This window comes from Leminorella grimontii ATCC 33999 = DSM 5078 (genome assembly GCF_000439085.1).
Classification (GTDB): Bacteria; Pseudomonadota; Gammaproteobacteria; order Enterobacterales; family Enterobacteriaceae; genus Leminorella; species Leminorella grimontii.
This window is the reverse complement of the sequence record NZ_KE392226.1, coordinates 38,775-61,446: the sequence shown is the minus strand read 5'-3', so window position 1 is coordinate 61,446 and position 22,672 is coordinate 38,775. Positions and strand designations below refer to the sequence as shown.

Below are 22,672 nucleotides of genomic sequence, written 5' to 3'. Positions count from 1 at the left end.
CCTGAAGGTTAGGTTTATAAAGACGAAAAGGGAGTACTAGGACGGGAAAGCAGTATACCAGAGCCTTCCCGCCACAACAATTAATGAAAGCCAAACCTACGAAAAATTAGTGCGTATGCCCCGTCGCTGCTGGACTAGCGGCACCCTAATTTTTTATTTAGCTCTCTTCCTCTTTCACCTGATGCCACACCATATCCATCTCGTGCAGCGAAGCCTGTTCCAGCGTTTTGCCCGAACTTTTGACTATCTCCTCCACTCGGCGGAAGCGACGTTCAAACTTGCGGTTGGCGGCCTGCAGCGCGCTTTCCGCCTTATGGCCCAGATGGCGAGAGAGATTGACCGTCGCAAACAGCAAGTCTCCCAGCTCTTCTTCCAGTTTAGACTGGTCAACCACCGCCTGCCTGGCTTCGTGCATCACTTCTTCCAGCTCTTCATGCACCTTATCCACCACCGGGCCCAGCGTCGTCCAGTCAAACCCTACGTTCGCGCAGCGCTTTTGGATTTTATGAGCCTTCATCAGCGCCGGCAGCGCGTCGGGGATATCGTCCAGCACGGAGTGCTGCGCCTTTTTCTCTCGCTCGGCGCTTTTACGCTTTTCCCACTCGGCGCTCACTTCCCCTTCATTGGCGGCGCTTCCGTCGCTGAACACGTGCGGATGCCGCCGCACCAGCTTGTCGCTGATGGCGTTGCATACGTCGTTAAAATCAAAGCGCCCCTGCTCCTGCGCCATGCGGGCGTAGAAAACGATTTGATAGAGCAGGTCCCCCAGCTCGTCGCGAAGGTCGTCAAGGTCGCCGCGGGCGATAGCGTCCAGCACCTCGTAGGTTTCTTCCAGCGTGTAGGGGGCGATGGTGTCAAAGGTCTGCGCCTTATCCCACGGGCAGCCTCCTTCAGGCGCCCTCAGGGTCTCCATAATGCCCAGCAGGCGGTCGATTGCGGTGGCTTCACTCATGTCTGTTTATTCTGTCTTTACGGTAGATTTAAAATCTAGCCCCGCCTTTATCGGCAGGGCCAAGAGCGGTTGAAGCGCGGGCTACTTGCTGCCCAGTCGCTTCGCTTCAATGACGTCCGGCAGCTGGCTTACGCGGGTCAACACGCGCGACAGCGCCTGAAGGTTGTAAAGCTCGATTTCCATGTCGATGGTCGCCATCTGCTTTTTCACGTCGCTGCGGCTCGACACGCTGAGCACGTTCACCTTTTCGTTAGCCAAAATGGTGGTGATGTCCCGCAGCAGGCCGCTGCGGTCGTTGGCGATAACCCTCACCACCAGCGAATAGCCGCTGGAGTAACAGTCGCCCCACACCGCCTCCACCAGGCGCTCCGGCGCGTGGTTTTTCAGCTCCTGCAGCTGATCGCAGTCCGCGCGGTGGATAGAGATCCCCCTGCCCTGCGTGATAAAGCCGACGATGTCATCGCCGGGAATAGGCTGGCAGCAGCGGGCAATGTGGTGCATCAGGTTGCCGACGCCTTCCACTACGATCTGGCTGTTGCTTTTGGCGTTACGCTGGGCCGCGGCGGCCGTCTTCTGATTAAGCTGACGCAGCGCTTCGCGATCGGCCTCCTCCGCCGTCGGTTGGTTAAACTTGCTTTGCAGGAAGTTCACCAGCTGATTGAGGCGAATGTCGCCGCCGCCGATGCCGGCCAGCACTTCATCAAACGAATGGACGTTATAGCGCGGCACCAGCAGCTTCTCGGCGTCCTTGAAGCTGATATTCAGCCGCTCAAGCTCTTCGTCCAGGATCTGCCTGCCGGCAAGCACGTTCTTATCGCGATCCTGCTTCTTAAACCAGGCCTGGATCTTGGCGCGCGCCCGGCTGCTGTTGACGAATCCCAGATTAGGGTTCAGCCAGTCGCGGCTCGGGTTAGGCTGCTTTTGGGTGATAATTTCAATCTGATCGCCCATCTGCAGCTGATAGGTGAACGGCACGATGCGGCCGCCGATCTTAGCGCCGATGCAGCGGTGGCCGACGTCGCTATGAATGTGGTAGGCAAAGTCCAGCGGCGTTGAGCCGGCGGGTAAATCGATAACGTCGCCCTTGGGCGTGAACACGTAAACGCGGTCGTCAAACACTTGGCTTCTGACTTCGTCCAGCATTTCACCGCTGTCGGACATCTCTTCCTGCCAGGCGATGAGCTTACGCAGCCAGGCGATGCGCTCTTCATAGCCGGAACGGCCGGAGACCGCCCCCTCTTTATACTTCCAGTGCGCCGCTACGCCGAGTTCGGCGTCTTCGTGCATCTGGCGGGTGCGGATCTGAATTTCTACCGCCTGCCCTTTAGGGCCAAACACCACGGTATGAATAGACTGATAGCCATTCGGCTTGGGGTTGGCGACGTAGTCGTCAAATTCGCTCGGCAAATGGCGAAAGTGCGTATGCACCACCCCCAGCGCGGCGTAGCAGTCCTGCAGGCGTTCAACCACGATGCGCACGGCGCGTACGTCGTAGAGCTCTTCAAACGCCAGCGACTTTTTCTGCATTTTGCGCCAGATGCTGTAGATATGCTTCGGGCGGCCGTAGATTTCGCCCTTGATGCCCTCTTCCGCCATCGATTCACGAAGGGTCTTCACGAAGTTGTCGATATACACTTCGCGGTCGATGCGGCGCTCATGCAGCAGGTTGGCTATTTTCTTGTATTCGTCCGGATGCAGGTAGCGGAAACAGAAGTCCTCCATTTCCCACTTCAGTTGGCCTATCCCTAAGCGGTTGGCCAGCGGCGCATAGATGTTAAAGCACTCTTTGGCCGCCAGAACGCGGACCTCTTCCGCTTCGTCCTTCACTTCCCGCAGGTGGGCAATACGCTCCGCCAGCTTGATAACCACGCAGCGGAAGTCTTCCACCATCGCCAGCAGCATGCGGCGGACGTTGTCCACCTGAACGGAGGCGTTATTGCCGCTGTGGGTGGCCTTTAGCTGGCGGATAGCGTCCATTTCAAGCACGCCGCGCACCAGATAGGCCACTTCGTTGCCGAACTGCTCTTTTAGCGTCTCTTCATCAAGAATGTCGGCGTCCGCCAGCGGAAACAGCAGCGCGGCGCGCATGCTATCGATATCCATGCTGAGGGTGGCCAGAATTTCCACCACCTCCAGCCCCCGCCACAGCAAGAGGGAAGCGTCGGGATTGTCTTTCACCCGCTGTTCGCAATATCGCCAGGTCGCGGCTAAACGCTCACTCTGCTCAGAATGGGTTATTCCCAGGCTGGCAATCCATTTATCCAGCTCAAACTCACCGGCCGTGTTTAAATGGGCACTTCTTACCGCAACCATAACGCTTCCTCACAGCTTAACTATTTGAGACTAATAAACAACGCCATTGACTCAATATGCCCGGTCTGCGGGAACATATCCAGTATGCGCAGGCCCCCGAGAGCATAGCCGCCGGCCAGCAGCGCCTTGCTGTCTCTGACCAGCGTTTGCGGGTTGCAGGAGACGTACACGATGCGCTTGGGCGCCAGCCTGACTATCTGCGCCATTGCCTCTGCGGCGCCGGCGCGAGCCGGGTCTAGCAACACTTTATCAAATCCCTGACTCGCCCACGACTGTTTACTGACGTCCTCTTCCAGATTGTGGTGTAAAAAAATCGCATTATCCAGACCGTTAGCAAGCGCGTTCTTTTGCCCTCGGGCAACCAGCGCCTCTACGCCCTCCACGCCGACGACCTCTTGGGCCCTTTTCGCCATCGGCAGCGTAAAGTTTCCCATACCGCAGAACAGATCCAACACGCGGTCCGTCGGCTGAAGCTCCAGCCACGCCAGCGCCTGTTCAACCATCAGCCGGTTTACGCCGGCGTTCACCTGAATAAAATCGCGAGGATTAAAGCCTAACGTCAGGTCATCAAGGAGATAAAAAGGATCTTCTCCCGTCAGGCGCTCCAGCGCGCCCTCCTCGCCCGCAAGCCAAACGGCGACGCCGTGGGACTCGGAAAACGCAACCAGCCGCTGGCGATCGCCGTCGGATAGCGGCGCCAGGTGCCGAAGCGCCAACAGCGGGCCGTTATCGGCCTTCACCAGCTCGGCATGCCCCAGCTTTTTAACGCACTGAAGGGAAGAAAGGCAGCGATAAAGCGGCGCCAACAGCGCGTCCAGTTCTGGCTCCAAAACCGGGCAGGTCGTTATATCAACCAGAGAGTTGGACATCTGCTGACGAAAGCCCATGCTCAGGCGCTTGTCTTTAGCCACATACTGTAGGCCAAGGCGCGCTCGGCGCCGGTAGCCGTAGCCCGCCGTAAAGATCGGTTCGCCCTGCGAGACGCTCAGACCGGCTTCCCTGACAAACAGCTGATCCAGAGCATGGGATTTGCTACTATGCTGCAACGCTGACGCGACGTGCTGCTGGTTGCAGCCGCCGCATACGCCGTAGTGAGGACACGGCGGCGCGAGGCGATGTTCGCTCGACGAGAGGCGACGCACGGCTTTCGCTCTGGCATAGCTGCGCTTATCTTCGTAAATTTTGACCTCGACGCGCTCTTGCGGTAGTGCGTCGGTCACAAAAATCGTTTTCCCTTCATGACGAGCGACGCCCTGACCTTGTGTATCAAGCTCGTAAGGGGTAACAATAAGTTTCTGCTGTATCGCCTTCCGGCGGCTGGGCGAGTAGAATTGCACCATGATGATTTAAAAGTATCCGTCACTGCGTTATTGAATAGCCTGATTCGCTATCGATAGTTGATTGTCCCATATTGGATCCTTATGACCAAATATAGCCTTCGCGCCCGAATGATGATTCTGATTCTGGCTCCGACGCTCCTTATCGGGCTTCTTATCAGCACATTTTTCGTGGTACACCGCTACAACGAGCTGCAAGACCAACTGGTCGACTCGGGCTCAAGCATCATTGAACCTCTCGCTATCGCCAGCGAGTACGGAATGACCTTTAGCAACCGCGAAGGGGTGCGCCAGCTGGTCAGCATGCTGCACCGCCGCCATTCCAATATTGTACGGTCAATTGCCGTTTTCGACACGCAGAATCACCTGTTGGTCACCTCCAACTTTCATCAGAACTACGCCCTATTGCAGCTACCGAAAGGCGCGCCGGTGCCCGACGACCTGACGGTCACAACAAAAGGCGACTCGCTGATTCTGCGCACGCCTATCGTTTCGGAAAACCAGCTGCCGGATATGGACGTCAGCCTGGAGCCGGGACACAGAACGCTGGGCTACATCGCCATTGAGCTCGATCTTCGCACCGTTCGCCTACAGCAGTACAAAGAAATTTTTATCGCTACCCTGCTGCTCAGCCTCTGCCTGTGCATCGCAATGCTGTTCGCCTATCGGCTGATGCGCGACGTGACCGGCCCTATTCGCAACATGGTCAACACCGTAGACCGCATCCGGCGCGGCCAGTTGGATAGCCGGGTTGAGGGCTACATGCTCGGCGAGCTCGACATGCTGAAAAACGGCATCAACTCGATGGCCATGTCGCTCGCCGCCTACCATGAAGAGATGCAGCAGAATATCGATCAGGCCACCTCCGATCTGCGCGAAACGCTGGAGCAGATGGAAATCCAAAACGTCGAGCTGGATCTGGCGAAAAAGCGCGCTCAGGAAGCGGCACGAATCAAGTCGGAGTTTTTGGCCAATATGTCCCACGAGCTGCGCACGCCGCTCAACGGCGTGATAGGCTTTACCCGTCAGACGCTGAAAACCACCCTCACGCCGACCCAGACCGACTACCTGCAAACTATCGAACGTTCCGCCAGCAACCTGCTGAACATCATCAACGACGTTCTCGACTTCTCGAAGCTGGAAGCGGGCAAGCTGGTGCTGGAACATACCGAATTCTCTCTGCGCGGCACGATTGATGAAACGGTGATCCTGCTGGCCCATAGCGCGCACGAGAAGTCGCTTGAGCTGACGATGCACATCGCAAGCGACGTGCCGGATAACGTTATCGGCGATCCGCTTCGCCTCCAGCAGGTGATAATGAACCTGCTGGGTAACGCCATCAAGTTTACCGAACGGGGCAATATCGACATCTACATTACCCTGCGCCATCAGTATGACAACAGTGCGGATATCGAAGTGCAGGTGAAGGACACCGGCATCGGCATTTCCGAACGCCAGCAGTCGCAGCTGTTCCAGGCCTTCCGGCAGGCCGACGCCAGCATCTCTCGCCGCCATGGCGGCACCGGCCTTGGCCTGGTTATCACCCAGCGCCTGATCCGGGAGATGGGGGGCGACATCAGCTTCCAGAGCAAGCTGCACGAAGGGTCGACCTTCTGGTTTTATATCAATCTGGAGCTGGAAGGCAGCGGCATCGTTCATCACGTGCCTAACCTTGAGAAAATATCCGGCCAGCGCATCCTCTATATTGAAGAGAATGAAGGCGCCATGCAGGCGACGCTCGAAATCTTAAGGGATGAGCCGGTCGAAGTTATCCCCTATTCCAACTTTGAGCTTGTCCCTAAGCGTCATCAAGAATACGACATTGTCCTGCTTGGACTACCGGTCGATCTGGCCGACGTTCAGCGCTATCAAGACACCGTGATGAAGTGGGCACTGGAAATCTCCTCTCGCCTGATATTAGCCATCCCTAACCGCCCGAATATCGACGTGGAAGCGTTAAAACAGGTCGGCGCTCAGGCCACCCTGTGTAAACCGCTTTCCCGCAATCGCCTGTTTGACGCGCTGTTGAGCGCCCGCTCCGACGCCAGCCTTCCCGCGCCGGTGCAGGCCCATACGCTTCAGATGCCGCTGACCGTCATGGCGGTAGACGATAACCCGGCCAACCTGAAGCTTATCGGCGTTTTGCTTAGCGACATCGTTTCCCGCGTTATCCTGTGCAACAGCGGCGAAGAAGCCATCGAGTTTGCCAAGAAAAACGACCTCGACATTATCCTGATGGACATTCAGATGCCGGAAATTGACGGCATCAAGGCAGCCGAAATCATTCATCGATTGCCAAACCATCTGATAACGCCGATCGTCGCCGTGACGGCCCACGCGGCGATCGGCGAACGCGAGCGCCTCATCGGCTGCGGCATGGACGACTATTTGGCAAAGCCGATTAATGAGGAAATGCTGATTAACGTCCTGCAGGCGCAGTGCAAAGTCTCACCGCAGGCCAAAAAGCCCGTGACAAAGCCCGTTATTGAAGAACCCGTATCAGCCCCTGCCCTCACCCAGGACGCCGTGGTTGAATCGCCCCGCTCTTTAGACTGGCAGCTGGCGCTAACGCAGGCAGCCAATAAGGAAGATCTGGCGAAAGACCTGCTAAAAAGCCTGATAGAATTTTTATCCGAAGTCGAAGAACGGATACAAAACGTACTGGACGGGCAGCAGGACGACGATATGGTCAACCTCATCCACAAGCTGCACGGCAGCTGCAGCTATAGCGGCGTGCCGCGGTTAAAGCAGCTGTGCCACTATCTGGAAAGCCAGCTGAGAAACGGCGTCAGCGCGACCGACCTGGAGCCTGAGTGGCTTGAAATGCTGGACGAGTTTGAGAACGTGCGGCAGGAAGCGGGCGAATATATTGATTAATTCATCAAGAAACACCTTCGTACAGAAGGCCAGAGGCTTGGGCGATTTTGACATACCCTCCAGGCAAGTCCCGTATGCATCCATTTATTATCAACGCCCACTGCTTGGTGGGCTGTTACAGATTTTGGGAGAAAACGCGCACTTATAATGAAATAAGCGCAACTCTGTGTAATTTCCTACGAGCTATCTTCCTAGTTTATTGCTTCTCGCTTTTCTCCTTTTTTACTCGCCGCATAATGCAGACAGTTTTTTAGCAACGCGCTTTTCATCATCCATAATGCAATGAAAACGATACTTGTATAGGTACCCACATGCTAAACTTAATAGGAGTTATTAAACGAGGTAATTCCTATGGGCTCTTCAGCTAAGCAAACCATCAGCGCTCAAATCCCCGTTGAGCTGGCCCTTGCCGTTGAAAATCTGGCAGTAGAACTGGATCGTTCAAAAAGCTGGATTATAAAAGAAGCATTGCTTTCCATGTTGGCTGAGCGAGAACGCCGCCATCAAAGCGTGCTGGAGGGGCTGGCTGACGTCGATGCGGGCCGTGTAATGAGCCATTCAGACATGGTGGATTTTGCTGAACGCCTAAAGAAAGCCTGATAAATGGAGATTTACTGGACGCTTAAGGCTCAGAGCGACCTGGAGCGTATCTATCTCTTTGCCCTTCAATACACTCACCTGCACGCTGAGGATATTTTAGATCGTCTGATAACCGGAAGTACCCTCTTTACAACGTATCCGGCAATCGGCACGCCTCAATCGCGATATGCTCCTCGCGAGGTCAGGAAATTTTTGCCAGACGACTACGAAATTCACTACGAAGTCAAAGATAACGCCATTTTCATCGTTGACGTTTGGCATACAAAAGAAGAGCGTTAATATTTCAAACGTACACTAAAACTCTGCCTTAGTATTCGTCCGATATTTCCATAAAAAAGCTGCACCTTACTAAGTTGATGTTCAACCTTTGGGATGCAGTACAGCCTTATTAAAGACGCTTTGTTTCTCTTCCCTACGCCCTTCTCGCCGCCAGCATCAGCGACTTCATGTCCGCTACCGCGTCCTTCAGGCCTGACATCACTGCCCGCCCGATAATGGCGTGGCCGATGTTCAGCTCGTACATTTCCGGCAGCGCGGCGATAGCCTGCACGTTGTGGTAGGTCAGGCCGTGGCCCGCGTTGACAAAAAGCCCCTTGTCTTTGGCATAGCTGGCCGCGTGCGCAATTCTTTTAAGCTCCGCCGCGCGGGCGATTTCCGTTGTCGCATCGGCATAGTGGCCGGTATGAATTTCGATAAAGGTCGCCCCCGACGCCACCGCCGCATCAATTTGGCGAACGTCGGCATCGATAAACAGCGAAACGGCGATGCCCGCATCCATCAGGCGCTCTACGGCAACCGTCATTTTGTCCAGCTGCCCGGCAACGTCCAGCCCGCCTTCGGTCGTCACCTCCTGACGCTTTTCCGGCACCAGGCAGCAGAACGCGGGCTTAACCTCGCAGGCGATGCCGACCATCTCGTCGGTTACCGCCATTTCCAGATTCATGCGCGTCTGGATAGTTTCCCGCAGCAGGCGCACGTCTCGGTCGGTAATGTGGCGGCGGTCTTCCCGCAGGTGCACGGTAATGCCGTCCGCGCCGGCCTGTTCGGCAATAAACGCCGCCTGAACCGGATCGGGATACGCGGTTCCGCGCGCGTTGCGTAAAGTGGCAATGTGGTCGATATTAACGCCTAACAATAAGTCCGACATGACTTCTACCTCGAGCGTACAAAAGTGAAAAGTTAGCCGCCGCGCGCACCGTCGCAGCAGTCTGAAAACAGTGTATCCCTTTTACCGGATTTCGAGGCAAAAGAAAATCAAACCGAGGGCATGTCGGAAATTTATCAACGTAAAGAAGACGCTACCAGGCTGTCAATCTAACGGTCAGCCTTAGATTCCGGCGTGCGCGGAGTGAACTGGCGAAACAGCTCTCGGCTTTTTAGCGGCTTGCCGCCCAGATAGGGCTTAAGCGCCATGCGGGTGAAGCGCTTGGCCGAACGCAGCGTTTCGTCATCGGGAAACTCGCGGTTTGACAGCGCCACCAGATCGCGCCCCGTAAAGGTATGGTGGTCTATCACCAGGCTTGCGATAAAGCCCTTCTCTTCGCGATAGCGGTAGGTCATCGTTTCGCTGACCGGTTCGCCGCTGCCTGCGCAGTGGAGAAAATCGATGCCGTAGCCAAGGTGCTCCAGCAAGGCCAGCTCAAAGCGCCGCAGGACGCGCTCCGGCGAGCCTGATTCGCCGGCAAGCTGCTGGATACAGGCCAGATAGTCAAAGAACAGGGAGGAATATGGCGTTTCGTCTTCCAGCACTCGGGAGAGCACTTCGTTGACGTACAGGCCGCTATAAAGCGTAATGCCGGACAGCGGCAGCGCCAGAGAAACCGCTTCGGCGCCGCGCAGCGTTTTCACGCCACCCTTCCCGCCCCAGCGCACCAGCAGCGGCGTAAAGGGCTGTAGGCAGCCTTTAAGCTGAGAGCGGCGGCCCCGCGCCCCTTTCGCCAGCGCCTTAATGCGGCCATGGCTTTCGGTAAACAGGTCCAGCATCAGGCTGGTCTCACTGTAAGGCCGCCCGTGCAGCACAAAAGCGCGTTGCCAGCCGTCCACGGGGGCGCCTTAGAGGTCGTCCGTGTAGCCCAGGCTTCGCAGCGCGCGCTCGTCGTCCGCCCAGCCCGATTTCACTTTCACCCAAAGCTCCAGGTGAACCCGCGCTTCGAACATCTCTTCCATGTCCCGGCGCGCTTCAATGCCGATAGTCTTGATCTTTTGCCCTTTATTGCCGATCACCATTTTCTTCTGACCGTCGCGCTCAACCAGGATCAGGCCGTTGATGTCGTAGCCGCCGCGCTCGTTGGCGACGAAGCGCTCAATCTCCACCGTCACGGAATAAGGCAGCTCGTCGCCTAAAAAGCGCATCAGCTTTTCGCGGATAATCTCCGCCGCCATAAAGCGCTGCGAACGATCGGTCACGTAGTCTTCGGGGAAGTGGTGCTCAGCGATCGGCAGCTGGCTGCGCACAATTTTGGCAATCGCGTCTACGTTCATGCCCTCTTCCGCTGCGATGGGCACGATCTCCATAAAGTTCATCTGCTGGCTTAAAAATGCGATGTGCGGCAGCAGCGAATCTTTATCCGTCACGTTGTCCACTTTATTGATAGCCAGGATCACCGGGCACCTGACGCTGCGCAGCTTGTTGAGCACCATTTCGTCGTCCGGCGTCCAGTGGGTGCCCTCCACGACGAAAATCACCAGCTCGACGTCGCCTATCGCGCTGCTCGCCGCTCGGTTCATCAGGCGGTTAATCGTCCGCTTTTCTTCGATGTGCAGCCCCGGGGTATCGACGTAAATCGCCTGATAGGCCCCTTCGGTATGAATGCCCATGATGCGGTGGCGCGTAGTCTGCGGCTTGCGGGAAGTGATGGACACTTTCTGCCCCAAAAGCTGATTCAGCAGCGTCGATTTGCCCACGTTGGGTCGGCCAACGATGGCGATAAAGCCGCAGCGGTTAGCTTCCTGCTCCGGCGTTTGATTTTCTGTCGTCATTCTAATCCTAAGTGCTTAAGCGCCTGCTCGGCCGCAGCCTGCTCCGCCTTGCGGCGGCTTGCGCCGATGCCGACGATATCGTCGTTAATACCGCTGACCCGGCACTGAATGGTAAATTCCTGATCGTGCGCCTCGCCTCTGACCTGCGTCACCAGATAGGTTGGCAGCGGAAGATGGCGCCCCTGCAGGAACTCCTGCAGCCGGGTCTTGGGATCTTTTTGCTTGTCGCCGGGGCTAATGGACTCCAGGCGAGAATGGTACCAGGCTAAAATCAGCGTCTGGACCTGGTGAATGTCGCTGTCCAGGAAGACGGCGCCGATCAGCGCCTCTACCGTATCGGCCAAAATGGACTCACGGCGATAGCCGCCGCTTTTTAGTTCACCCGGCCCTAAGCGTAAACATTCGCCTAAATCAAATTCGCGACCGATCTCCGCCAGCGTATTTCCGCGCACCAGTGTGGCCCGCATGCGGCTCATATCGCCTTCGTCTACGCGAGGAAAGCGTCGGTACAACTCATCGGCGATCACGAAACTCAAAATGGAATCGCCTAAAAACTCCAGACGTTCGTTATGTTTGCTGCTGGCGCTTCGGTGCGTCAGAGCCTGCTGTAAAAGCGATTGCTGTTGGAACGTATACCCCAGCTTTCGCTGTAGCCTTTCAATAATGATAGGGTTCATGCATTTCCAATAACTAGTTCAAATCAAAAAAAGCGCTCGGTTTATTTTGTGGGCCGAGGCATCCCGTTAGGCTGTATCCCGCCTAATAGCAAAATCCGGATTTAAGTCGGGCTCAAATCCGGATGCTCGTCTTTTAATAGACGTTCAGGCCGCGTCCTTCGGCCCTACCACGCATTTTAGCGAAGTAGAGACGCCGCGCAGTGTCACCATACGCGGCTCAGTATAACCTAAATAAACTAGTGAATCCCACCGATGCGGCTTAAACGCACTCCGGTTGGCCATTCGCCTTCCTGCTTTTCAAAGCTCATCCAGATGCCCGTGGCCTTACCGACGAAGTTTTCTTCCGGCACAAAGCCCCAGTAGCGGCTGTCCGCGCTGTTGTCGCGGTTGTCGCCCATCATGAAATATTTCCCCTGAGGTACAATCCAGGTATTCGCCGGCGAGCCGGGCTGCTGATAGTACTCTCCGGCGCGGGCAACCACGTTGGGGATGGTCAACGTCTGGTGAACCACGTCGCCCAGCTTTTCTTCACGCTGCTGCATATCTACGCCAATCAGCCCCCTGGCGCGCTCCGCCTCGGTTTCCAGATCGAAGAAGCGGTTTCTCATTTGGCCGAAGTGCCCTTCTACGGGCTCAGAGCCAATAAACCAGTTGCTCTTTTCCAGCGCTGAATACTCTAACTCCTGCGCCGGCTCACAGTCCTTATCCGTTGGGCAGGCTGGCGTAATCGTCAGCTTTTTCGAGGTCGGATCGTAGTGCACCGTATCGCCCGGCAGTCCAACCACCCGCTTGATGTAGTCCACGTTTTTATCCAGAGGATATTTAAATACCGCGATGTCGCCGCGCTGGGGCTTACCGGTTTCAATCAGCGTCGTCTGGGTAATCGGGTCTTTAACGCCGTAAGCAAACTTCTCCACCAGAATAAAATCGCCGATAAGCAGCGTCGGCATCATGGAGCCGGAGGGAATTTGAAACGGTTCATAAAGGAAAGAACGCAAAATAAACACAACGGCTAAAACGGGAAACAGAGAGCCAAGCGACTCCTTCCACCCCAAACCGCCGACAATTTTTTCTAGCGCCTGGCGGTCGATTTTGCCGTCGTTTTCCACTCTGAGCGCCTCAATCTTGAGACGACGAGCCGGCGCCCACTTAAAGCGCTCAAGGCACCAAAATACGCCGGTTAACAGCGTAGCCACGGCCAAAATCAAGGCAAACATATTCGCCATGCGAACTCCTTAGGACTTACCAACGTGAAGAATGGCCAAAAACGCTTCTTGCGGAACTTCGACGTTCCCCACCTGCTTCATGCGCTTCTTACCTTCTTTTTGCTTCTGTAACAGCTTCTTCTTACGGCTTACGTCACCGCCGTAGCACTTCGCCAGCACGTTTTTACGCAGCTGTTTTACCGTCGAGCGGGCGATAATGTGGTTGCCGATCGCGGCCTGAATAGCAATGTCGAACTGCTGGCGAGGAATGAGCTCACGCATCTTTTCCACCAGCTCGCGACCGCGAGTCTGCGAGTTATCGCGGTGGGTAATCAGCGCCAGCGCGTCCACGCGATCGCCGTTGATCATGACGTCAACGCGCACCATGTCCGACGCCTGGAAGCGCTTAAAGCCGTAGTCGAGAGACGCATAGCCGCGAGAGGTCGACTTCAGGCGGTCGAAGAAGTCCAGCACCACTTCCGCCATCGGGATGTCATAGCTCAACGCGACCTGATTGCCGTGATACACCATGTTGGTCTGCACACCGCGCTTTTCTACGCACAGCGTGATGACGTTGCCCAGATATTCCTGAGGCAGCAGCATGTGGCATTCCGCTATCGGTTCGCGAAGCTCTTCAATATTGTTCAGCGGCGGCAGCTTGGCGGGGCTGTCGACGTACACCGTTTCTCCGGCGGTCGTAATCACTTCGTAAACGACCGTCGGCGCGGTGGTAATCAGGTCGAGATCGTATTCGCGCTCCAAACGCTCCTGAATGATCTCCATGTGCAGCAGGCCGAGGAAGCCGCAGCGGAAGCCGAAGCCCAGCGCGGTAGAGTTTTCCGGCTCATAGAAGAGGGAAGAGTCGTTCAGGCTCAGCTTGCCCAGCGCGTCGCGGAAGGCGTCATAGTCGTCGGAACTCACCGGGAACAGGCCCGCATACACCTGCGGCTTCACCTTTTTAAAGCCCGGCAGCGGCCTGTCGGCCGGATGGTGGGCGCCGGTCAGCGTATCCCCCACCGGCGCGCCCAGGATGTCCTTGATCGCGCAAACAACCCAGCCTACTTCGCCGCAGCCCAGCTTCTCGGTATCAATACGTTTTGGGGTGAACACGCCCAGGCGGTCTACGCCGTAGGTTTGGCCGGTGCTCATTACCTTAATCTTGTCGTTTTTACGCAGCACGCCGTTTTTAATCCGCACCAGCGACACAACGCCCAGATAGTTGTCAAACCAGGAATCGATGATCAGCGCCTGCAGCGGCGCGTCAGCGGAGCCTTCAGGCGGCGGGATGTCCCTTACCAGGCGCTCCAGCACGTCCGGCACACCGACGCCGGTCTTCGCCGAGCAGCGCACGGCGTCGGTCGCATCGATGCCGACGATGTCCTCGATTTCCTGCGCCGCGCGATCGGGATCGGCCGCCGGCAGGTCAATTTTGTTCAACACCGGCACGACTTCCAGATCCATTTCAATGGCGGTATAGCAGTTGGCCAGCGTCTGGGCTTCTACGCCCTGACCCGCGTCCACCACCAGCAGCGCCCCTTCACAGGCCGCCAGCGAGCGAGAAACCTCATAAGAAAAGTCAACGTGCCCCGGCGTGTCGATAAAGTTTAGCTGGTAGGTTTCGCCGTCTTTAGCCTTGTAGTCCAGCGTCACGCTGTGCGCCTTGATCGTAATGCCGCGCTCCCGCTCTAAATCCATAGAGTCCAGAACCTGTTCCGCCATTTCACGATCGCTCAAGCCGCCGCAGAGTTGAATAATGCGGTCAGACAGCGTCGACTTGCCGTGGTCAATGTGGGCAATAATCGAAAAGTTTCTTATGTTCTTGTTTGCGATAACTTTATTATCAGTCATTTACCTAAATCCGGCTGATACAGAAACACACGAGTACGCAGTAAACTCCATGCCCACCGCGCCCCGAAAAATTTTACGTCAATATTAAACTGGCGGACATTCTACACGTCGGGATGGTTAAAACATAGCGACATACGCGATGAATGCCCCTTACCGACCGTCCTCTTATTTCTTAAATTCGCTGACAAACAGTCAAAAAAATTGAATAAAATTGTCAATTTACTCCGCTATCCATCGTGAGTCAGACGCCTATAATGACACACATCGAGAGAACATCTTCTCTCTTCCTTAAACCAACTGGAGTTAATTACCATGAAAAACGTTAAATTAATCGCTGCCGCCGCCGTACTGTCCGCTTTATCCTTCAGCTCTTTTGCCGCAGAGCAGGTTGACAGAACTAAGACAGAAAATTTGGATAAGATTGGCACCGTTTCCGCCAGCAGCGCTATCAGCCTGACCGCACTGGAGAGCCAGCTTGCCGCAAAGGCGGACGCCCAGGGCGCCAGCTATTACTACATCGTTTCCGCTTCCGGTAACAACAGGGTCAGCGGCACGGCGATTATCTACAAGTAACGCCTAGGGCGTGTCCCGTAACTCTCTTCCCTCATTACGACGTTTCATCATTTTCTGTACTTCCTGTCTTTCACTCCGCTCACGCGGAGTGTTTTTTATTCTCTCTTTTCTAAACTGCATCTTCGTCCAGGTTAACGCCGGGCAGCGCCACCCGGACGATGGTCAGACGCATCGTCGGCCTTTTCGCCAGCCTGACGGCGTAAAAGCGCGCGACGCCAAATCCGGCGGCCGCGCCAAACGCAGCGCCAACCACGGCGGCCAGATCGGTTCCGGCCCCAAAATAAAGCAGGGAAGAAAACAGCAGGATGCCTAAAAGCGGCACCATATAGACCAGTAGAGCGGAAGCAATCAGGCTGGATTCGGGAATCGCCAGCTCCACGCGCTGCCCCGGAAGCAGCGGCTGGGCATAGTCGACCTTCAGTTCGTGGATGCCGTTAGGCCCAAGCTTGCTCAAAGCTCGCGTTCCGCAGCTGGCGGAGGAACGGCAGCCGCTGCATCCGGAGCGCTGCTCGCAGCGCAGCGTCGCCACCCCTTGCTGCCAGTCGACGACGGTAGCCCATTCGCTCAGCATATCTGGCGCGCTCTAGTTAAAAACGACGCCGTCGGCAATGCGTTTTGCCGTAGCGGGAGGAAGCTCGCCGATAACGGTAATTTCGACGTTATTGCGAGTTTCGGTATGAATTGTCCGCCGTCCCTGCCGCAGCTGGTGCTCGCCGGACTGATAGCCGGTCGGCGTAATGCTTAAAGAGAAGCTGAACAGGCCGTCGGAAAACAGGCGCGACTCAACGACCGTGTTTAAATTAGGTACGCCGTGGCGGCTGCGGGACGATTCGGTAAATCCGACCGGCAGCCAGCCGGCCTTCCAGTTGAGGGAAAGCTTGTCGCCGGAAGGGATAGAGAGCAGCGGCGGCATATCGGGTAAAGCGCCGCTTGCCATCTTCTCACGCACGCTGTCGCCGGCAGTAAAGGCGATAACGCGAAACTGCTCCAGCGTGTCGCCGTCGCGATCGATAAGATCCGCCCGCAGCGGCAGCCTGGTTTCCGTATCCAGCCATACCGCGTAGCTATAGCGCAGTCCGTCTCGAGGAACGACTCTCACCACGTCGCACAGGCGGTTGGCAATGCGCGAGCGCCCGACTTTAACGAAGTCATAGTAGCGCTCAAGGCGAGCGATATCGGCAAACACCAGCGCCGGCAGCGAATCAACGATGTGATCGCCGCGAATGCTGAACGGCTCCATGCCCGGTTCAAAATAGCTGACTTCGGATCCGCGCATGATGGCTTCGCGCTGCGGGCCGTCCATGTTAATCATCTGGACCAGCGGCTGACCGTTTTGCAAAGAGTGGCTGTACTGGAGAGACTCAACGCCCATCTTGCTGACGTTGATATAGGAAAGCTCATAGCTCATCGCCCGGCTGGCGGAGGTCATTTCCTCAAGCAGCGCTTCGGTTGAGCCTTGCGGATTAGCAAATGCCGGGGAGACTAATCCCCCCAGCAAACTACAGAGAATAAAAGCAGCTGACTTCATCGACTACTGGGATAACCCTTGTTGTGCAGACTGACCGTTGTTAGCGCTAGAGCTTGCGGACGGCTGTACCGTTTTTAACTGTTCAGCATGCAAACGGCGCTGCAGTTCATAGTCCTGCAAAATAGCGTTAATGCGCTTACGCTGTTCCGATGCCTGCTGATTAATGTTTTGCGCGCCTTCGGTCGCAACATCAAAGCTGACCGGCGACGCCTGGCCGCTTAAAGGCACCGTATTGAAGACGGGAGCATCCGGAGCGCCCTCTTCGCCGTGCTGATTAAACTGCTGCACGCCGACGATCACGGCTAGAGATACGCAGGCGGCGACGGCCACTTGCCCCATCTGGGAAAACCACGGGCGAACCTTATGCCAAAACGGCATTTTCTGCCAGGTTGACGGATGCGGCTGTGAAATCTCGGGTTGGGAGACATCAGAGAGCTCAGGCTCAAGAGCGAGTGCAGCGGACACTTTATCGGCAATATCCAAATGGACTACGTCGCCGATATCCCCGCGCATCGTATCGCGAATCAGGTGGTAGCGATGCCAGCTTTGTTGAAGCGTTCTATCTTGAGACAGTTGTTCGATCGTTTCACTGTCGATCGATTCCCCGTCCATCAGAGCGGAAAGCTTTTCTTTTTGCATGCCTTATACCCTTTTTCTTTTTTACAACATCCCAATTGCCTAAAAACACAGCTAACGCTGTATCAACGGTTGTACTTTATTATCAATCGCCTCTCGAGCTCTGAAGATGCGGGAGCGAACGGTGCCTACCGGACAGTCCATGATTTCCGCAATCTCTTCGTAGCTCAAACCATCGATTTCCCGCAGGGTGATTGCCATTTTCAGGTCTTCCGGCAACGCCTCGATGGTGCTAAAAACGATTCTCTTCAGTTCCTCAGACAACATTAAGTTCTCAGGGTTCGAAATTTCTTTCAATGCGCTCGCATTTTCAAAATTTTCTGCGTCCCCCGCGTCTACATCGCTGGACGGCGGGCGGCGCCCCTGGGCAACCAGGTAATTCTTTGCCGTGTTCACCGCAATGCGGTATAGCCAGGTATAGAACGCGCTGTCTCCACGGAAAGAGGCCAACGCCCTGTAAGCTTTAATAAACGACTCCTGCGCCACGTCGGAAACGTCCGCCTGCGGCACATAGCGGGAAACGAGGCCCGCAACTTTACTCTGGTAACGGACAACCAGAATATTAAATGCCGCCTTGTCTCCTCTTTGGACTCGTTCAACCAACGCTTGGTCGGTTACTTGCTCGCTCATCCGAGGTAATGCTCCTCAACTATCTCGATGCGTACTTATTGCTGACCCGTTTTTTATCTTCACTTTGAGCAAGCAATCGTTAGAAACCCATTATTGCAATAAGTTCCATAGCGTTACGCGATACTGTTATTGTTTACTAATTATTCAACCAGCCAGCGCCGCTATTTCACTTTTCATTTTACCCGCCAGGCCGCAGCCTAAGGCGTTATAGATTAACACAAAGTTTACCATTAAACCGCAAACTTACTTGTCTTGACACAGAGGATTCGCGCTTCTTTATTAATTTTAGAGTCTATTTCAATTTATTTTGGAACCTTCCCGCTCAACGGCTTAAAAAGATAAGTAGAAATCCCGCGTTAAGTGCTTAAAGGCTTCCGTATAGCTGCGCCCGTCCGGTTCCCGTATAAACAGGTGCGTCTCATCGGTTGAGCACGGCGTTTTCACCAGTTCCAGCAGCGTAACGTAGGGCGAACGCCCTTCGCGATGGCTTACCCAGGCCCGGCGTCGAACAAACCATCCGAACTCTCGCGCGGTTTCCTGCAGCGACGCCGCCTGCGCGACCGGTAGGATCAGAGAAAACGCCCCTTGCGGCGCCAGCAGCGCGTCGGCGCAGCAAAGAAGGTCGCGATGGCTGAGCGCCGCCGTATAGCGCGCCTTTGCCCTTGGCGTATCGCGACATTCACACCCTTGTTCAAAGTAGGGAGGATTGCTGACAATCACCTCGTAGCCGCCGAGGTTTTCCTGCCCGAACGCTTTTATATCCTCCCGAAATACGCGAATGCGCTGCGGCCAAGGCGACGCCGCCGCGTTTTCTTGCGCCTGTAGGGCGGCGGCGGCGTCGATTTCAACCGCGTCCAGTACGACGTCGTCCCCGCTGCGCTGCGCCAGCATCAATGCCAGCAGCCCGGTTCCGGTTCCAATATCCAGAACGCGACGACACGAGCCGCCGATCGCCGTCCAGCTTCCCAAAAGAATGCCGTCGGTCGTCACCCTCATGCCGCACCTGTCGTGTGCAACAAAAAAGCGTTTGAACGTAAAGCCGCCTCGGCGATGCGCTATCGCCCCTTTTTCTGTCTTCATCTCTCTGCCCAGCGGAATGTTCGCTTTTTATCGTCCGTCGTCAACGCGGTAAAAGGTCGATTTTAACCAAAAATGGGGGCGAATGCGCCATATGCAAGCGGCTTAAATAAAAGCGCCGTCGCCTCTGGCGGCCCTATGCCGAAGAAAGAAGAGAGGAAGATCGACAATAACGGGTGAAGATCCCGCATAATACATCTATAATCGGCGCCCCAAGCAGAGGTAGACCATGACCGTATTAGACTTTTCCGCACTAGAACTCGACCAGCCGCTGTTAGACGCCCTCAGCGACAAAGGCTACGCTCGCCCTACGGCGATCCAGGCAGTGGCAATTCCGCCCGCAATGGAAGGACGCGACGTCCTCGGCTCCGCGCCGACCGGCACGGGTAAAACCGCCGCGTACCTGCTTCCGGCGCTTCAGCACCTGCTCGACTCGCCGCGTAAAAAGTCGGGCCCGCCGCGCGTTTTAATCCTGACGCCGACCCGCGAGCTCGCCATGCAGGTTGCCGACCAGGCCCGCGAGCTGGCTGCCCACACCCATCTGGACATCGCGACTATTACCGGCGGCGTCGCTTATATGAACCACGCCGAAGTGTTCAGCGAAAATCAGGACATCGTGGTCGCCACCACGGGGCGGCTTTTGCAGTATATAAAGGAAGAGAACTTTGACTGCCGCGCGGTTGAGATCCTTATTCTGGACGAAGCGGACCGCATGCTGGACATGGGCTTTGCTCAGGACATCGAACACATTGCCGGAGAAACCCGCTGGCGCGAGCAGACGATGCTCTTTTCCGCGACGCTGGAAGGGGAAGCGATTAACGACTTCGCCGAGCGCCTGCTCAAAGATCCCGTTCGCGTAGAGGCCGAGTCGTCTCGCCGCGAGAAAAACAAAATCCACCAGTGGTACTATCGCGCCGACGATCTGACCCACAAAACCGCCCTGCTCAGCCACTGGCTCAAGCAGCCGGAAGTCAGCAAGTCGATAGTCTTCGTGCGCAAGCGCGAAAGGCTGCACGAGCTGGTCCGCTGGCTGCGAGAGGCCGACATCAAGTGCTTCTATATAGAAGGCGAGATGGTGCAGGCCAAGCGCAACGAGGCCATCAAGCGCCTGCAGGACGGTACGGTGCGAGTGCTGGTTGCAACCGACGTCGCCGCTCGCGGGCTGGACATTCAGGACATCAGCCACGTCTTCAACTACGACATGCCACGCACTGCCGATACCTATTTACACCGCATTGGCCGCACCGGCCGGGCGGGGAAAAAGGGCGTCGCCGTCTCTTTTGTTGAAGCGCACGACCACCCGCTGCTGGAAAAGATAGAACGCTACCTGAAAGAGCCGGTCAAAATGCGGGTCATCGACGAGCTTCGGCCCACGACCAAAACGCCAAAGCCCGGCGACCACAAGCCGTCTAAAAAGGCCAAGGCCAAAGCGGCGGAGAAGCGTAAAGAAAAGAGCAAAGAGAAGAAGGTGAAGGTTCGCCATCGCGACAGCAAGAACGTCGGCAAACGCCGCAAGCCGTCCGCGGACGCTGAGTCAAGCCAAAGCTAACGCTTTCTCACCGCATAAAAAAGGCCGCTTGCGAAAGCGGCCTTTTCATATCCTAAGCGCAGTAAATTACAGGCTTTCGGTGAAAGTACGGGTAATGACGTCGCGCTGCTGCTCCGGCGTCAGAGAGTTGAAGCGTACCGCATAGCCTGAAACGCGGATGGTCAGCTGCGGATATTTTTCCGGGTTGTTTACCGCGTCTTCCAGAGTTTCGCGGCTCAGAACGTTAACGTTCAGGTGCTGACCGCCCTCAACGCGAACGGTCGGCTTGACTTCCATCGGAACTTCACGATATTCGAACTGGCCCAGTTGGCTCACAGGCACAACCTGATCTTCCACATAGTCAGCCTTAGCACAAACGCAGCGAGCTTCTGACGCTTCGTTGTCTAACAGCCAGAAAGAGTTCAACAGTGCGGCGTTGTCTGCTTTAGTAATTTGAATACCAGTAATCATTTGGTGCCTCCATCAGTATTTAAAATCGACGTCCTCTGAGCGCTGGGAAACAACAAACTCTCTTTTGCAGCGCACCTGTAGGACCAACCAGCTTGCTATATCCTCTTATATAACAGTGAAATTAGAGGAATTCTTTGATAAAAATCAATTTTAAAAAATCGTAAATTCATCCAATTTCTACAATTTTTTGTTTTGCATCAATTTTTACCATTTTAACCCCTTTAATTATTTTTGTAAATTTTCAAATTTTTTTATAACCCGGCGCCGTACGGTGGGGAAATTGATAAAAAAGCTCATCATTATTTTGGCCTTACGGTATGATTTCGGTAACTTCCGCTCCCAAAAGTAAAGGAGACGCTGATGAGCGATAAACTGACGTGGAAAGACGTGATTGGTCAGGAGAAAACCCAGCCCTATTTTCAAGACACGCTGAAGTTCGTCGCCTGCGAACGCGCGGCGGGCAAGGCTATCTATCCCCCTCAGAAGGACGTCTTTAACGCCTTCAGTTCAACGGAACTGGCGGACGTTAAGGTCGTCATTTTGGGGCAAGACCCATACCACGGCCCCAATCAGGCCCACGGGCTTTCATTTTCCGTACTGCCGGGCATCCAGCCACCGCCCTCGCTGGTCAACATGTATAAAGAGCTAAGCCAAGACATTCCGGGCTTTCATATTCCTAACCACGGCTATCTGCAAAGCTGGGCCGATCAGGGCGTGATGCTGCTCAATACGGTGCTGACGGTGGAGCGCGGCCAGGCCCACTCTCACGCAAGCCTGGGCTGGGAAACCTTCACGGATAAAGTGATCGCCGCCCTCAACGACCATCGCGACGGCATCGTCTTCCTGCTGTGGGGCTCCCACGCGCAGAAAAAAGGGCGCATTATCGACCGCAGCCGCCACCACGTGCTGACGGCGCCGCACCCTTCCCCGCTGTCCGCCCACCGAGGGTTTCTGGGCTGCCGCCACTTTTCACAGGCCAACGCGCTGCTGGAGAAGCAGGGGCTGACGCCGATAGATTGGCAGTTGCCAGATCTTTGATGGGTAGAGAATCTGTTAAATAAGCTTCAGAGGATATTCCGACCGAAAATACAATGTGCCGATATGGGCATGGTGCTCGGTCGGGAGGGCGCCTTTATTAGCTTTGGGAGAGCGTCGGGCATAGCCTTCCTACGGGCCGTTATGGAGCCCTTCGGGCTCCACCCTAAAGGGCCAGCGCAAGCGCTGTTCAAACCGGCTTTGCCGGTTTGTCGTTGGCTTACGCCAAGTCGACCCCAACGGACAACGCCTTTAGGCGTTGAACAACACAACGTGTTGGCCCGTAGGGCGAGCGAAGCGAGTAACCCTCTCCCTCCGTTGAACTCTGTAAGCTTTATTCAAAACCCTTTTCATCCCTCTCAGGATTAGAAAGAGCCGCATTTGCGGCTCTTTCTGTTTATAGCTT

General features: G+C 55.6%; 21 protein-coding genes. 6 read left to right on the top strand and 15 right to left on the bottom strand.

Annotation, left to right across the window (positions count from 1 at the left end; translation table 11 throughout):
* Nucleotides 1-157: 157 nt before the first annotated feature.
* From mazG to rlmD, 3 genes are all read right to left on the bottom strand, one after another.
* Nucleotides 158-952 carry a nucleoside triphosphate pyrophosphohydrolase gene (gene mazG / locus G544_RS0118225; protein ID WP_027275908.1) on the bottom strand — a complete coding sequence of 265 codons (795 nt, stop codon included), beginning with the start codon at nucleotides 950-952 and terminating at the stop codon, nucleotides 158-160.
* A gap of 81 nt (nucleotides 953-1,033) precedes the next feature.
* On the bottom strand, nucleotides 1,034-3,265 hold the full coding sequence (relA, locus tag G544_RS0118220; protein WP_027275907.1) for a GTP diphosphokinase: 2,232 nt from the start codon (nucleotides 3,263-3,265) through the stop codon (nucleotides 1,034-1,036).
* 20 nt (nucleotides 3,266-3,285) lie between these two features.
* Complete coding sequence (rlmD, locus tag G544_RS0118215; protein WP_027275906.1) at nucleotides 3,286-4,605, bottom strand: 23S rRNA (uracil(1939)-C(5))-methyltransferase RlmD; 1,320 nt, start codon at nucleotides 4,603-4,605, stop codon at nucleotides 3,286-3,288.
* An 81-nt stretch (nucleotides 4,606-4,686) separates the two neighbouring features.
* Here rlmD and barA point away from each other — a divergent pair, with 81 nt between their 5' ends.
* The 3 genes from barA (at nucleotide 4,687) to G544_RS0118200 (ending at nucleotide 8,358) form a co-directional block, all read left to right on the top strand.
* Complete coding sequence (gene barA, locus G544_RS0118210) at nucleotides 4,687-7,479, top strand: two-component sensor histidine kinase BarA (protein WP_027275905.1); 2,793 nt, start codon at nucleotides 4,687-4,689, stop codon at nucleotides 7,477-7,479.
* 351 nt (nucleotides 7,480-7,830) lie between these two features.
* Nucleotides 7,831-8,079: a CopG family ribbon-helix-helix protein gene (locus tag G544_RS0118205; protein ID WP_027275904.1), complete on the top strand. Its 249-nt coding sequence runs from the start codon at nucleotides 7,831-7,833 to the stop codon at nucleotides 8,077-8,079.
* Between the two features lie 3 nt (nucleotides 8,080-8,082).
* Entirely contained in the window at nucleotides 8,083-8,358 is a 276-nt protein-coding gene (locus G544_RS0118200; protein ID WP_027275903.1) for a type II toxin-antitoxin system RelE/ParE family toxin, read from the top strand.
* A 133-nt stretch (nucleotides 8,359-8,491) separates the two neighbouring features.
* Here G544_RS0118200 and pdxJ read toward each other — a convergent pair whose 3' ends face one another.
* The 6 genes from pdxJ to lepA form a co-directional block, all read right to left on the bottom strand.
* Nucleotides 8,492-9,226, bottom strand: a complete 735-nt coding sequence (gene pdxJ / locus G544_RS0118195) for a pyridoxine 5'-phosphate synthase (RefSeq protein WP_027275902.1) — start codon at nucleotides 9,224-9,226, stop codon at nucleotides 8,492-8,494.
* 167 nt (nucleotides 9,227-9,393) lie between these two features.
* A complete protein-coding gene (recO, locus tag G544_RS0118190) occupies nucleotides 9,394-10,122 on the bottom strand; it encodes a DNA repair protein RecO (protein ID WP_027275901.1) in 729 nt (242 codons plus the stop codon).
* A 9-nt stretch (nucleotides 10,123-10,131) separates the two neighbouring features.
* Entirely contained in the window at nucleotides 10,132-11,058 is a 927-nt protein-coding gene (gene era, locus G544_RS0118185) for a GTPase Era (RefSeq protein ID WP_036024577.1), read from the bottom strand.
* Nucleotides 11,055-11,735 (bottom strand): ribonuclease III, encoded by a 681-nt coding sequence (gene rnc, locus G544_RS0118180; protein ID WP_027275899.1) that lies wholly within the window; start codon nucleotides 11,733-11,735, stop codon nucleotides 11,055-11,057. The genes era and rnc overlap by 4 nt, the downstream gene beginning before the upstream one ends.
* Nucleotides 11,736-11,971: 236 nt before the next feature.
* Entirely contained in the window at nucleotides 11,972-12,961 is a 990-nt protein-coding gene (gene lepB, locus G544_RS0118175; protein ID WP_027275898.1) for a signal peptidase I, read from the bottom strand.
* A gap of 9 nt (nucleotides 12,962-12,970) precedes the next feature.
* Nucleotides 12,971-14,788 (bottom strand): translation elongation factor 4, encoded by a 1,818-nt coding sequence (gene lepA, locus G544_RS0118170; protein WP_027275897.1) that lies wholly within the window; start codon nucleotides 14,786-14,788, stop codon nucleotides 12,971-12,973.
* 312 nt (nucleotides 14,789-15,100) lie between these two features.
* Between lepA and bhsA the strand changes: the two genes are divergently transcribed.
* Nucleotides 15,101-15,361 carry a multiple stress resistance protein BhsA gene (gene bhsA, locus G544_RS0118165; RefSeq protein ID WP_027275896.1) on the top strand — a complete coding sequence of 87 codons (261 nt, stop codon included), beginning with the start codon at nucleotides 15,101-15,103 and terminating at the stop codon, nucleotides 15,359-15,361.
* A gap of 109 nt (nucleotides 15,362-15,470) precedes the next feature.
* Here bhsA and G544_RS0118160 read toward each other — a convergent pair whose 3' ends face one another.
* The 5 genes from G544_RS0118160 to G544_RS0118140 form a co-directional block, all read right to left on the bottom strand.
* The gene (locus G544_RS0118160; protein ID WP_027275895.1) at nucleotides 15,471-15,932 is read right to left on the bottom strand and encodes a SoxR reducing system RseC family protein; all 462 of its coding nucleotides are present in this window, start codon (nucleotides 15,930-15,932) and stop codon (nucleotides 15,471-15,473) included.
* A gap of 12 nt (nucleotides 15,933-15,944) precedes the next feature.
* Nucleotides 15,945-16,889 carry a sigma-E factor regulatory protein RseB gene (gene rseB, locus G544_RS0118155; RefSeq protein ID WP_036037990.1) on the bottom strand — a complete coding sequence of 315 codons (945 nt, stop codon included), beginning with the start codon at nucleotides 16,887-16,889 and terminating at the stop codon, nucleotides 15,945-15,947.
* Between the two features lie 3 nt (nucleotides 16,890-16,892).
* The gene (gene rseA / locus G544_RS21025; protein ID WP_051155831.1) at nucleotides 16,893-17,528 is read right to left on the bottom strand and encodes an anti-sigma-E factor RseA; all 636 of its coding nucleotides are present in this window, start codon (nucleotides 17,526-17,528) and stop codon (nucleotides 16,893-16,895) included.
* A gap of 51 nt (nucleotides 17,529-17,579) precedes the next feature.
* Nucleotides 17,580-18,155 carry an RNA polymerase sigma factor RpoE gene (gene rpoE, locus G544_RS0118145; protein WP_027275893.1) on the bottom strand — a complete coding sequence of 192 codons (576 nt, stop codon included), beginning with the start codon at nucleotides 18,153-18,155 and terminating at the stop codon, nucleotides 17,580-17,582.
* Between the two features lie 330 nt (nucleotides 18,156-18,485).
* On the bottom strand, nucleotides 18,486-19,235 hold the full coding sequence (locus tag G544_RS0118140; protein WP_027275892.1) for a tRNA1(Val) (adenine(37)-N6)-methyltransferase: 750 nt from the start codon (nucleotides 19,233-19,235) through the stop codon (nucleotides 18,486-18,488).
* Nucleotides 19,236-19,461: 226 nt separating this feature from the next.
* Between G544_RS0118140 and srmB the strand changes: the two genes are divergently transcribed.
* Nucleotides 19,462-20,781: an ATP-dependent RNA helicase SrmB gene (gene srmB / locus G544_RS0118135; protein WP_027275891.1), complete on the top strand. Its 1,320-nt coding sequence runs from the start codon at nucleotides 19,462-19,464 to the stop codon at nucleotides 20,779-20,781.
* A 66-nt stretch (nucleotides 20,782-20,847) separates the two neighbouring features.
* On the opposite strand, the gene grcA is transcribed toward srmB, so the two are convergent.
* On the bottom strand, nucleotides 20,848-21,231 hold the full coding sequence (gene grcA / locus G544_RS0118130) for an autonomous glycyl radical cofactor GrcA (RefSeq protein ID WP_027275890.1): 384 nt from the start codon (nucleotides 21,229-21,231) through the stop codon (nucleotides 20,848-20,850).
* A gap of 360 nt (nucleotides 21,232-21,591) precedes the next feature.
* Here grcA and ung point away from each other — a divergent pair, with 360 nt between their 5' ends.
* Entirely contained in the window at nucleotides 21,592-22,269 is a 678-nt protein-coding gene (gene ung, locus G544_RS0118125; RefSeq protein WP_027275889.1) for a uracil-DNA glycosylase, read from the top strand.
* Nucleotides 22,270-22,672: the final 403 nt, after the last annotated feature.